We start from the raw sequence: 11,107 nt of genomic DNA, 5'->3' as shown, positions 1-11,107 counted from the left end.
GACACTACCTCGCGGCTCTCGATCGCGAACTCGACACCGATCCGACCGACACCGATTCGCCGTTCTGACGAGAAACCAGCACTCGCGCGCGACCACGGCTAGATGATCAGATTTCTACGGTTTCTCGTGATCGCCAACAGCATCAACACGACCGATGACTTTCTCGAGAGCTGCTGTGACAAGAAGGGCCGTGGCGCGATCGCAGCGAGCACCGGCATCAGTGAGAGCCACATCCTCAACTGGGCCAACATGGCCGACCTGATGCGCGTGTCCGGCATCGGCAAGCAGTTCGCCGAGATTCTCAAGGCATCCGGTGTCGACACGATCAAGGAGCTGCGCACCCGCAATGCCGAGAACCTCGCCGCCAGGATCAAGGAGATCAACGACGAGAAGAAGCTCGCGAAGGCGACCCCGTCACTGGCGCACGTCACCGAGTGGATCGAGAAGGCCAAGACGATGGAGCCTGTCATCACCCACTGACGAATGGACTCGTAAGAGCAGCCAGGCGCTGCCTACCTCGGCCGCGTCGTCGATCCCGCGCCGGACGACCTCCTGCACGCAGTCAAGAACCTGACCACCTACGCGGTCTATCTCGGGATGACGACCAGCGGCAACACCGGGCCGATATGCGGTTGCACCGTAGGCGATGAGCCTCTTCCGAGGAGCCCGTCGTGGTCCGCTGGTGCCCTCCTGCGCGCAACAGACACGCTTCACGCAGGGTCGTCGTTGAGGACTTCGCATTCTTCGCTTCGGTGTGCTCGCGCTGTCGCTCTTTGACGAGGTCGATCACGTCCGAAAGAGACCTTTCTACTCTGGTACTACACGGGGAGCTGTCACTTCGAGCCTTGTCGGACCTCAGACAAGCCACTGCTTCTGCCTATCCGCCTGGCGCTCGACGCTTGGCGAGCGGGGCGAAGGAAGGTCCTGCGACGCCGCGCGCTTGCATCGGGAACCGCATCTGGGATAACCAACCGGCATGCTGCGCCTCTTACTGGTCTATGCCGTGTCCGGCTTCGTCAGCCTGGGCTACCAGGTCGCCTGGTTCCGGATCTTTACCGACTGGTTCGGCGCAACGAATCTCACGTTCGCGCTGGTCGTCTGCAATTTCATCGGCGGTCTGGGTCTGGGCGCACTGTGCAGCGAGCGCTTCATTCGCTTGCTGAGTCGGCCTTTCAACCGTTCGCCGGACGGCTTGCAGGTCTACGGCGGGGTCGAACTGCTCGTGGCGCTGACGGCACTGTTGACGTTGCTGGCCGGGGCCTTGCCGGCCGACCTGTGGGGCACGTTCCCATACCACCTCGATGACGGCATCTGGGTCAAGGACCTGTCCTACCAGGCGGGACAGGTCCTCGTCGCGATGGCGTGCATTCTGATTCCGTGCTTCTTCATGGGCACCACGTTCCCGTTGCTATCCAATCTGTTCGTCGCCGAACCCGGCGGCGACCGCTTCCCGTCGGCGCTGTATGCCGTGAATACGCTGGGCGCCTGCATCGGCGTGTTGGGCTGCCAGTTCCTGCTACTGCCGTGGGTCGGCCACAGCACGACGTTCTGGTTCATGGCCGCCATCAACGCAGCGCTGGGCCTGTACTTCCTGGTGTCCGGAGGTGCCCCGCAGTCGATGTCGCAACCACCGAACGAAAAACGGGTCGCCAAACGGCGTGCGAAAGAACCCAATCCCGCCGCTCGCGGCATGCTGCTGACGGCTGCGACCTTGAGCGGCCTGCTGGCCGGAGCGCTCGAAGGCGACATGTTCAAACGCATCACGTTCGCGATCGTCAACAACCCCGGAGCGGCGATGCCGGCCATTTCGTTCTGGGCGGTCGTCGGCATCTTCTTGGGGAGTACCGTCGTGCGGCTCTCGCCGCGGCTGGGGCTGGCGCACATCAAGGCGGCATTCGCGCTAGCCATCGCCTGTTACGGGCTGGCCTGGCATTTCACCTACCCGATCGTCAACTCACTCGACGAAGGGCTCTCCGCATCGGCAGGAGCGCTTTCGGTCTCGATGTTCCCGACGAGCGCCTTGCAGCTGTTCATGTTCGCGGGCCTCTACGTCCTGCCATCGTTCTTCCTGATTTCCCTGCTGTTGCCGTGGACCTGCAACCGCATCCAGACCAACCGACAGCATCTCGGCCTCGCCTACGGCCTGAACACGATTGCGTTCTGCATCGGAATGGTCGGGTTCACGTTGATTGCCCCGCGAGTCAGCATCTTCTATTCGATGAAACTGCTGTTTGTGCTGCTGATCTGTGGAACCGGCCTGCTGCTGCGCGACGGCCGGCGGCTCGAGCCGTGGAAACCATCTGCAGCGCTGGCGGTATTCCTGGCCGGCTGCGTAGTCGTCCCGAGCGGCTTCGACCACGACTCCGTCAATCCCAGATTCGTGCCGACAAGGCAACCGGTCACGTCGATGATGAGCAACGGCGCGGTAACCACGTTCGTGCTCGACGCGCAACATGAGAAGCGCCTGTTCTTCGGCAACCTGGGCATGTCCAGCACGGGCTCGGGGCCGCAGACCTACATGCGACTGATGGCGCACGTTCCGCTGCTCGCGCAGGAGGACCCGAAGGCAGCGCTACTGATCTGCTTTGGCGTCGGCAACACCGCATCAGCCATCGCAATGCACGACACGATCGAGCAGATCGATGTCGTCGATCTGAACGAGAAGGTCTTCGAGACCGCACCCGTATTCGAGGAGACCCATTTCGGCGTGCATCTCGATCCGAGAGTCCGATTCATCCACGATGACGGACGCGCCTATCTCGCATTGACCACCGCGAGATTCGATCTCATCACCAGTGAGCCGCCGCCGCCGATGGCAGCGGGGGTCTACCGACTGTATTCACGCGAGTACTACAGCGACGTGCTTGCACACCTGACGCCGGACGGGATGATGAGCCAATGGCTGCCTGCCTACCAGCTCCCGGCAGAAGCCATGGAACGCGCCGTTCGAACCTTTACCGAGGTCTTTCCTCATACGCTGATGATCAGCGGCATTGCAGAAGAGCTGCTGCTGATCGGTGGGCGCGCGCCGCTCGATCTGGAGCGAATTCGGCAGCGCTTCGACACGATGCCTCATGTGGTCGAAGACATGCGCCGGATCCACGTGGACGAACCGCTGGACTTGTATGCCCGTATCGTGCAAACGGATGGTGAGCTTCGCGGGCACTACGGTGACGCTGACCTGATCAGCGACGAAAACAATCACCTCGAGCACTTGTACCTCGGGCCAGACCAGCTGCCCGAGATCCGGTACGACCCAGTCGAGGTCCTCGACGAGGTTCGTCGGCAATGGCCGGAAGTCGCGGAAGAGATGGAACCGGTCGTGACCCATCTGGGCCGATTGAGCTACCGGGTCCCCAAGTTCCCGCTCCATCAGGTGCGCGCGGACTCCGCCGTGAAGTACTCGACGGCGGATTGGGAAGCACTCACGAAGGAGCAGCGCTACATCGAGCGGAACCTGGAGGTCGGAAACACGGTCAAAGCGGTCCAGGCGCTGAAACAGAGCCTGCAGCTGGCGCCCGAACAGCCTCTGCCGCTCTTGATGTTGGCCACGGCGCATCTGAATGAGGGTCGTCCGGCAGAGGCGATCGATACGGCGCGCAAGTTCGTTCGCCTGGAACCGGAAGACCCGGCCGGATATCAGATCGTCGGCTCGGCGCGCTTGGCCCAGGGCCGTGGCGCGGAATCAGCGAGAGAGCTGCGCAGAGCGTTGAAGCTCGATCCGGATGCCTTCCGGGCACTGAATGACCTGGCCTGGATCCTGGCCGCTCATCCGGACCCGGCCGTGCGCGACGGGGATGAAGCGGTCCGGCTCGCTGAACACGCCAACCAGCTGAGCGGCGGTCGCGACCCCGCGGTACTCGACACGCTTGCTGCCGCGTATGCAGCGGCGGGCCAATTCGATCAGGCCACCGCCACGGCTCGGACCGCGATCAAGATCGCCAAGGAAGCACGAATCTCCGCCTTGCTCGAGCCCATACGAAAGAACCTGGCGCTCTATGAGCAAGGTGTTCCGTTGTCCGATGCTTCCTTGGCGGTTCCGGGGGTCCAGTAGCCCGGAGCTGAGCCGAGGGTCGCCCGTTCGACAACCGTCTCGCGCTTCCGCCGTATCGAAGAGCTTCGGGCCGTCGTTGCCAGAGATCTCGTATTCCCGGGAGCCCGTCGAGCGCAGCCCGGCAGGCCTGGGAACGCCACCTCGGGTGCTGTTAGCGCGATGTCCGACCGAGTTTGGGCCCAAATTCAGATGTCCGGTTTCTCCATTCGCCCGGGCGAGCCGACTACCAGGGGCGCGGCGGACAGCACATCGTTCGAGCGTTCGCCGACATCGTGCGCAACAAGCACTCGCTTGCTGCTGCTCGTCTTCGGGATCGAGACGTTCGGAGCCGCGAGCATCGGAATGCTCATTCCCTACCTCGTCGAGTACGTGATCCCAATGCAGAACATGATGGTTCCGATCCTGCTCGCCTACACGATCCCGCAGTTTGTCCTGACTCCGATCTGGATTCGGCTTTCGTACCGTTTCGGAAAGAAGCAGCTCTGGCTCACGTCGATGGTGATTTCGGCTGTGGCGTTCGCGGGCTTCGCGTTCATCACCGAGGTAGGACCGGCGATCTGGGTGCTGACGATATCGGTCGGCATCGCGGGCGGCTGCGGGGCCGTGGTCGCGCCGTCGATCAAAGCGGACATCATCGACTACGACGAGTTCTTGACCCACGAGCGCAAGGAAGGCGCGTACCTGGCGGTCTGGAACCTGGTCCGGAAATGCGCGGCATCGGTCACGGCCTTCATCACGGGCTGGGTGCTGCAGACCGTTGGCTTCGAGCCCAACGTCGAGCAGACGGAGGAGGCGAAACTCGCAATCCAGCTGCTGTTCGGCGCCCTCCCGGCAATCTGCTTCGTGATTGGCGCCATCATCTTCACGCGCTTCAGCTTCAATGAAGCCGAGCACCGAGCCGTCCGCCAAGAACTCGACGCCCGGCGGATAGCCCGAACAAGCGGCTATTGACGTCCGAGGTGCCCCAGGGATGACCAATCCCTGGCGGATCTGTGGCTACGGCGACCGATGGCGGCCCAGTGCAGTTCGGCACCCATCCTCTTCTTCCGCAGCGAGCCACTGTCTGCGAGAAGGGTCGATATCATGCAACGCATGGAGACAACAGAGCCGTACGACCTCTTCATTGCCGGAGGAGGCATGGGCGGATCGGCAGCCGCCCGCTTTGCCGCCCGAGGAGGCCTGAAGACCCTCTTCATCGAACGCTGCAAGACACCGCGAACCAAGCCCTGCTCCGGGATCCAGTTCGAGTACTTCGAGCGGATCCTCGGTGTGAAGATCCCCAGGGAGCGGCTGTGCAACCATCAAGTCACCAAGACGGCGATGTACTACCACGACGGATCGAGCTTCACGGCGCCGTTCAAAGCCTTCAACTACATGCGAAAGACCTTCGACCACTGGCTGAACATCCTCGCCCAGGACGCCGGAGCGGAGTTCCGGGATGAATGCACCTATCTGGATCACGATGCGGAATCCGACGGCTTCGCGGTGACGATTCAATCCCGAGGCGAGGAGCCGGAGAGGATACGTGCCCGGTACGTCATCGATGCCACGGGCCTGAGTTCGCTTCCCATCCGGCGGAAGCTCCGCCCCCAGGATTTCGGGGAGAACGCCTCCGGGGGCGGCATGAACTACTACGTCGACGGAGACGCCAACCTCGATCCCAACACGCTCTACCAGTTCTGGGACCTGGAATTCAGCGATGCCATGTTCGCTTGGATCTACACCAAGACCCTCGACGACGGGAAAGACTACTGGTGCATCGGCACCGGATGTGTCGAGGGAGACATCCGGGAGCGACAACAGCTCTTCTATGAGCACGTCCGGAAGAAGTTCGAACTCCGCGGGAGGATCGTGGAGACCGAGGAGTTCCTGACTGCAATCGACATGAAATCTGCAGACAGGGTCTGGCTGGGCGAGGGACGAGTGCTCATGGTCGGGGATGCTGCCGGCCTGTTGGATGGTGTGAGGGGTGTCGGACAGGATGCGGCCGCCCTCTCCGGGCGATTTGCAGCCGAAGCCATCATCCGGTCGGACGAGAAGGGCACGGACGCCCTGCAGGAATACGCAGACCTGGCGAACACCATCGTCACGCAGACCCGGAAGAATCAGCACCGTGAGATCGACCAGTTCGCCACGAATGAGGCGCTGAAGAAGCACCTCAAGAGAAGCATGCTCATGGCCGGGCTCAAGATGCAGTACCACAGCTTCATGAACCGGTTCAGACCGCTCGAGAAGTTGAGACTGTTGCCTCCGTGATCCGCCCGCGGATCTCGCCCTTTCGACGTCCGATCACGACAGAACATCCTGCACGCGCTGCGCAACCTGGAAGATCACCATGGATTTCGACATCCCCAGAGAACTGGCAACCTACCTGGAAGAGCTCGACTCCTTCATCGAGCGGGAGATCAAACCGCTCGAGGAGCAGGACGACAACATCCGTTTCTTCGATCACAGGCGGGAGGACGCGCGTACCGATTGGGATCGTGCGGGTCTGCCCGATCACCAATGGGAGGCCTTGCTGCGGGAAGCTCGTCGGCGGGCCGATGTCGCCGGCCACTACCGATACCCCTATCCCAAGGAGTACGGCGGCCAGGAGGGAACCAACCTCGACATGGCCGTCATCCGCGAGCACCTCGCGGCCAAGGGGCTCGGGCTTCACTGCGACCTGCAGAACGAGCACTCAATCGTCGGCAACAACGTCGGTTTGCTGTTGATGATCGAGCACGGCACGGAAGAGCAGAAAGCCGAGTGGATTCCCGAGATCCTGGCAGGCCGCCGGTCTTTCGCCTTTGGAATCACGGAGCCCGAGCACGGATCCGATGCGACCCACATGGAAACAGTCGCGGTCCGGGATGGAGACGGTTGGTGCATCAACGGGGAGAAGACCTGGAATACCGGCATCCACAGCGCCCCCTACGACCTGATCTTCGCCCGCACCTCCGGCAAGGCGGGCGACGCACACGGGATCACGGCCTTCATGGTCCCGATGGTCGCCCCCGGCTTCGAGGTCGAAGAGATGCTGTGGACGTTCAACATGCCGACTGATCACGGTCACGTCTCGCTGACCAACGTGAAGGTTCCGGATTCGGCGATCTTCGGGGGTGAAGGGCGCGGACTCGGAGTGGTCCAGCACTTCTTCAACGAGAATCGCATTCGGCAGGCGGCCTCGAGCCTCGGTGCCGCGCAGTTCTGCATCGACGAGTCGGTCGAGTATGCGAAGGTCCGAAGCCCCTTCGGCAAGCCGCTCTCGACCAACCAGGCGATCCAGTTCCCGCTGGTCGAGCTCCAGACGCAATGCGAGATGTTGCGAGCACTGATCCACAAGACCGCCTGGCAGATGGACACCTACGGAGCGTTCTCCGTCTCGGACAAGGTGTCGATGTGCAACTACTGGTCAAACCGACTCTGCTGTGACGCCGCGGATCGCGCCATGCAGGTCCACGGAGGCCTCGGATACTCGCGACACAAGCCCTTCGAGCACATCTATCGCCACCACCGCCGCTACCGCATCACGGAAGGTGCGGAAGAGATCCAGATGCGCCGTGTTGCCGGCTACATGTTCGGATTCATGAAACAGCGCGCGCCCAAAGGCGTGTCGGAGGACTGACTCGCGCGCGGATGGTCTGAACAAGCGGTCTTTGATGCTCGAGCTGCGCACTCACGAAGGGATGCCTTCGATCATGCGCTTCCCATCCACGCCAAGACGACGAAGAGGAAGGTTCGTCGGCGCACTCTGGAAGAAGGCCGGGCTACCCGAGGATCATTGGTCTTCGAAGACCCGGGCCTGACGCTACACGACCCGCGGAGTCGGCTGAATTCATCGATCAAGCCGCCGACACGTCAGCTCGCGCAATCGCCCAACGCGTCGCCAACGGCCCGATGACCTCGAACACCACCGTGGCAGCAATGACCACCGGAAGAATGGCCCCACCCTGGTCCGGGAAGTTCCGCGCGGCGACCAGCGCCATGCCGAGAGCGACTCCGGCCTGGGGAAGCATGGCCAGGCCCATCTGGCGCAGCTCCGGCATCCCGGTACCGACGCGGAGAAGGGCCACACCGAGCCAGCCTCCCAGCAGGCGCCCGACCACGCGCAGGACGACGTACGCGATCAGCCACGGGCCCGCCTCTGCCAGGGCGCCCAGATCGAGAGCTGCGCCGGCCAGTACGAAGAACACGATCAGGAAGGGCCACTCGATGCCCTCGATCGCATGAAATGGACGATCGTGATGGCTCGCCAGGTTCGCAACCACGGCGCCTAGCGTCATCGATGCCAGCAGGAACGAAACGTCGAGCCAGAGCGCCAGGCCACCACAGAGGAATACCAGGCCCAGGGCCTCGTACAGGCTCGGCTCGCCAGGATCGATGCGCCCGGTCAGACGCGCCATCGGCACGCCGAGCGCGACACCGAGAGCCAGCGCTCCGCCCAGATCCCAGAGGCCGTGGAACAACACCCCTGACGCGCCGTCGCCCTGGGCGAGCAGCACCAGGGCCAACGCCAGGCTGAAGACGACCAGGCCCCACACGTCATCGACGGTAACGGCCGCGAGAAGCGTGTCGGTGAACGGGGTCTCCCGGCCATGGGTATGCACCACGTCGGCAGTGGCGGCCGGGTCAGTCGCCGTCGCGATCGCCGCGAGAAGGAGCGCAACGGCTCCCGGCACGCCGAGCGCCAGGAGGCCCAGCCACAAGACTGCGACGGTTGCGGCGACTACGGCCAGGGAGAGCACGACCACCAGCCGCCCACGCTCACGCAAGTTCCCCCGCGTCAGTCGCCCACCGAGCAGGAAGCCGATCATCACCAGGGCCATGTCGGAGACCACCGGAAACCAGGCCTTGCTGAGCTCGGGCAACACGTCGAGGCCGGAGGGACCCACCGCGAAGCCGAACAGCAACAGCATCGTCACGCGGGGCAGCGGTGTTCGCCGGCCGATCGCGTCGAAGGCGAGGGCCGCAAGGAAGATCACGCCCAGCGCAATCAGGATCCGGGCCACGTTGTCGGGAGCTGTCTCCATCTGCGCCGAAGAGGCTACGATGCCATCCTCACCAGCGAAAGACGAAGCGCACCGAAAACGGGCTAGGTTCGCACCCTCGACGTGGAGGTCCCCTGATGGCACGGCTCGAAGGAAAGATTGCTCTCATCATCGGCGCCGCCCAATAGGTTGCAGCGTTGGCGATGAGCCTCGCTCTTCCCGGGGGTTAGTTGTCAAGTAACCCCTTGTCGGCCGTGGATCTGTAGGGATCCCCTGTTGAAACTCCTATCCAGGTGCGGACGGATAGAGGTGCGGACGGATAGTCCGAACAAGCGGTCTTCGATGTCCTGGAAGCCCAGATGATCACAACTCCCCGGGGACCTCAGGGCTGTAGGCGATTCATCTGGATCGGGTGTCGCAACCGCCTTGCGTCTGGCTCGTGTGCTTTCGTTCCTTGCGCCTGCGTCGCCGCTCCTTGCTCGCCTCGAAGCGACGCTGAGCGCGCTTGCTGAGCCCGGCCCGGTCCGACCGGGTGGGTGCGGCCGCTGTGGCCTGCGAGACGATCGGGCGCGCGATCGGATGTCTGCTGGCGTGCCGGAAACTGCCGTCGCCGCTCTTCATCGGGACCTCCCTTCGGAAGGTTCAGGGGTCCCGCCTGCCCTCGGGATGCACAGGTCTTTTGCTTCCAAGGGATGGGCGACTCAACTAACCGGAATCGTTGGTTTTCTCATTCAGTGCTTGAAAAAATGATCCGATCGGCGCAAGTTTCGCGGTGCTCATCCCGTTTAGAGCTGAGGAGGCCGTGGCTTTGCCGCCCTCCAGGACCCACCGAGGGGTCCGACGCGAGTGCCCGCCCTCTCGGGGAGCAACTCGAGGATCTGAGTCCGTGATAGTCAATTCCGTCTGGAAAATTCGACACGTGAGTAGCGCCTCCTAGCGCACCCCTGCTCGGCCGTCTGGCCGAGCGTCGAATCACTCTACGAGCGCGCCGGCCTTCAATCCGCCCAGCTAGTCCTGCTGGTCGTGGCCGGTGTCCTGGCTCGCATCTGGACCGGAGCTGACCATGAATCCCATTGCGTTGAAGCGTGCCTTTCGCGCACACCCGGGCACCGAAGACTGCGTACGGCTGGCCAGCTTCCTGGAAGGCCTCGAATCGAGTGAGCCTGCGTGGCAGAACCTTGTCGCGCTGCTCGAGCGGGATGTCATTCCGATCGTCGTGCGTTGCCACCCGGATGTCGAATCCGACGAGATTTCGAGCGCCTGTTTCGCCGGGGCATTTGAATCCTGGATACCCGAGTGGCTCGATTGCACACGCTCCACTGCGCGCGTTCGCGTGCTCCTCGCCGAAGCGCGATACGATGAGGCGTTCGCCGAACTGGAGACACATCCGCGCTACCACGGGGATCGCGCCGGCCTGGCCGACACGCTGTGGCGTTCCCACCGATGGCGGGACTGCATGAGCCTGATCGAGGGCACGCGCTCGGCGCGATCGATCTTCATCGCGCGAACCCGGGCGCGGATCAGTGAGTCTCAGCGCAAGCAGCAGCGGCAGAGTCGACTGATGACGCGGCACTGTTCCGATGCCTTGGGGATGCACGCACCCAGCGGTGGCCAGAGCCTGGCCAGCGAGGCTGCGAGAGCGATCTGCGGTGCAGAACTGGAACGAACCCCTGGAGAACGGAATGCCTGGCTCGTCTCGGCGCTTCCCCCTGCACACCTGCCGAGTCAGGATCTGACGGATCGGTTGCGCCGGATGCTGGGCGCGATCGACGAACTCGGTTCCGAGCACGTGCGGGTCTTCAAACTCCTGATGGAAGGGCTCTCACAGCGCAGCATCGCCGAGGTCGAAGGCCGCCATCCGGCAGTCATCTCCAGAAGGGTTCGGCGTCTCCAGGAAACCTGTCGCGTGCAGCTCCTCGAGTAGTCCGGTCCTGCAGTACTCCCGTAAGCGGCCAGCCTCGGACGTGGTTGCAGCCCGTATCGCGGGGTCTCAGCCTGTCAGGGGCCCGAGGGGAGCGTCGGCGAAGTTCTCTTTCCAGAGGCGCGGCGTGAGTTCGGCGACCCTGGTTTGAGGGTGGACACT

8 protein-coding genes are annotated in these 11,107 nt (G+C 63.2%); 6 read left to right on the top strand and 2 right to left on the bottom strand.

What is annotated here, in order from left to right; genetic code table 11:
* The first annotated feature begins 102 nt into the window (after positions 1 to 102).
* The 5 genes from GY937_20485 to GY937_20465 all read left to right on the top strand — a co-directional run bounded on the left by GY937_20485 (position 103) and on the right by GY937_20465 (position 7,661).
* Positions 103 to 480, top strand: coding sequence for a DUF4332 domain-containing protein (locus GY937_20485; protein ID MCP5059089.1), 378 nt, complete (start codon positions 103 to 105; stop codon positions 478 to 480).
* A 496-nt stretch (positions 481 to 976) separates the two neighbouring features.
* A complete protein-coding gene (locus tag GY937_20480) occupies positions 977 to 4,054 on the top strand; it encodes a tetratricopeptide repeat protein (GenBank protein ID MCP5059088.1) in 3,078 nt (1,025 codons plus the stop codon).
* Between the two features lie 291 nt (positions 4,055 to 4,345).
* Positions 4,346 to 5,005, top strand: a complete 660-nt coding sequence (locus tag GY937_20475; protein MCP5059087.1) for an MFS transporter — start codon at positions 4,346 to 4,348, stop codon at positions 5,003 to 5,005.
* Positions 5,006 to 5,146: 141 nt separating this feature from the next.
* Positions 5,147 to 6,310: an NAD(P)/FAD-dependent oxidoreductase gene (locus GY937_20470; GenBank protein ID MCP5059086.1), complete on the top strand. Its 1,164-nt coding sequence runs from the start codon at positions 5,147 to 5,149 to the stop codon at positions 6,308 to 6,310.
* Positions 6,311 to 6,389: 79 nt separating this feature from the next.
* On the top strand, positions 6,390 to 7,661 hold the full coding sequence (locus GY937_20465; GenBank protein ID MCP5059085.1) for an acyl-CoA dehydrogenase family protein: 1,272 nt from the start codon (positions 6,390 to 6,392) through the stop codon (positions 7,659 to 7,661).
* A 217-nt stretch (positions 7,662 to 7,878) separates the two neighbouring features.
* Here the strand turns inward: GY937_20465 and GY937_20460 are convergent, their stop codons facing one another.
* Positions 7,879 to 9,066, bottom strand: a complete 1,188-nt coding sequence (locus GY937_20460; GenBank protein MCP5059084.1) for a cation:proton antiporter — start codon at positions 9,064 to 9,066, stop codon at positions 7,879 to 7,881.
* A 357-nt stretch (positions 9,067 to 9,423) separates the two neighbouring features.
* Positions 9,424 to 9,645: a hypothetical protein gene (locus tag GY937_20455; GenBank protein ID MCP5059083.1), complete on the bottom strand. Its 222-nt coding sequence runs from the start codon at positions 9,643 to 9,645 to the stop codon at positions 9,424 to 9,426.
* A gap of 442 nt (positions 9,646 to 10,087) precedes the next feature.
* On the opposite strand from GY937_20455, the gene GY937_20450 reads away from it, so the two are divergent.
* Entirely contained in the window at positions 10,088 to 10,948 is an 861-nt protein-coding gene (locus GY937_20450) for a helix-turn-helix domain-containing protein (GenBank protein ID MCP5059082.1), read from the top strand.
* Positions 10,949 to 11,107: the final 159 nt, after the last annotated feature.

This window comes from bacterium (assembly GCA_024228115.1).
In the GTDB taxonomy this organism is placed as follows: domain Bacteria; phylum Myxococcota_A; class UBA9160; order UBA9160; family UBA6930.
Note: the sequence above shows the minus strand (reverse complement) of the source record. Positions and strands in the feature narration are given on the sequence as shown.

What these genes read in the sequence shown, in the direction of transcription:
- GY937_20460 (MCP5059084.1), bottom strand. Translation starts at nt 9,066, where the DNA reads ATGGAGACAGCTCCCGACAACGTGGCCCGGATCCTGATTGCGCTGGGC.
- GY937_20450 (MCP5059082.1), top strand. Translation starts at nt 10,088, where the DNA reads ATGAATCCCATTGCGTTGAAGCGTGCCTTTCGCGCACACCCGGGCACC.
- GY937_20465 (MCP5059085.1), top strand. Translation starts at nt 6,390, where the DNA reads ATGGATTTCGACATCCCCAGAGAACTGGCAACCTACCTGGAAGAGCTC.
- GY937_20470 (MCP5059086.1), top strand. Translation starts at nt 5,147, where the DNA reads ATGGAGACAACAGAGCCGTACGACCTCTTCATTGCCGGAGGAGGCATG.
- GY937_20485 (MCP5059089.1), top strand. Translation starts at nt 103, where the DNA reads ATGATCAGATTTCTACGGTTTCTCGTGATCGCCAACAGCATCAACACG.
- GY937_20455 (MCP5059083.1), bottom strand. Translation starts at nt 9,645, where the DNA reads ATGAAGAGCGGCGACGGCAGTTTCCGGCACGCCAGCAGACATCCGATC.
- GY937_20480 (MCP5059088.1), top strand. Translation starts at nt 977, where the DNA reads ATGCTGCGCCTCTTACTGGTCTATGCCGTGTCCGGCTTCGTCAGCCTG.